At 54.4% G+C, this 713-nt stretch carries 1 protein-coding gene; it reads right to left on the bottom strand.

The genetic code is table 11. The features are described from left to right. Nucleotides 1–139 precede the first annotated feature (139 nt). Nucleotides 140–713 (bottom strand): hypothetical protein (locus tag RSSM_RS31750; RefSeq protein WP_052336066.1); only part of this gene is annotated, 574 nt, incomplete at its 5' end.

The following is a 713-nucleotide window of genomic DNA, read 5'->3' as shown; positions in this document are numbered from 1 at the left end:
CCGCACAACGGAAGGTTTTTACGACACCGCCGTTACCGAAGCGGTGGAGTTTGAATCACGAAAGATTGTACCAATGCCAGCGCCCGTTGCCTACCAACGAAGGTGTGCCGAAGGCCTAGCGTAAAAACCATGTTGTCCGTCACTGCCCCGCGAGAAGATTCAGATTGCTCTCGAAGGGTTCAATGAGACCGTCGCAATTCGGGCATTCGATGCTGCAATCCATGTCAGCGAGCATAAAGGCAAGTTCGGGATAACCACGGCAGGCAGCGAGCGCGGACATCATGTGTCGAAGTTCAGAGGCGGTGTTTTCAGTTTCCTTCGTGAATGGAATTGAAGCAGAGAGCAGTGGTACCGCATCGTTTTGTGCAGACTCGTACTCAGCACGAAGAAAGTCGGGAATGTCATCAGCGCCCGGAAGGTGGGCACAGGCCACCGAGTAGCCAACGAAGCAGAGCAAGTCGCCGCGATCAGGGTTATTGGGGGCAAGAGGCGTAACCAAGTTGACCAAGTGAGGAATGGTCGCATACGTGGCAGTGTAGACGGATTGCTGGTGACATAGAGCGCTCCAGTAATCGAACGATTTCACCGAAGAGTGAAAGTCGGCGGTCGGGTCGTGCAGGTGTCGCAGCCATTCAACGGTGTCGTGGCATTCACCGTAGGCGTGGCCAAGTGAAGTCCAGCGATCGTCGTTGAGTGAAAGCATACGTTTGTGA

Source organism: Aporhodopirellula sallentina SM41 (assembly GCF_000346505.1).
GTDB classification, from domain to species: Bacteria; Planctomycetota; Planctomycetia; order Pirellulales; family Pirellulaceae; genus Rhodopirellula; species Rhodopirellula sallentina.
Note: the sequence above shows the minus strand (reverse complement) of the source record. Positions and strands in the feature narration are given on the sequence as shown.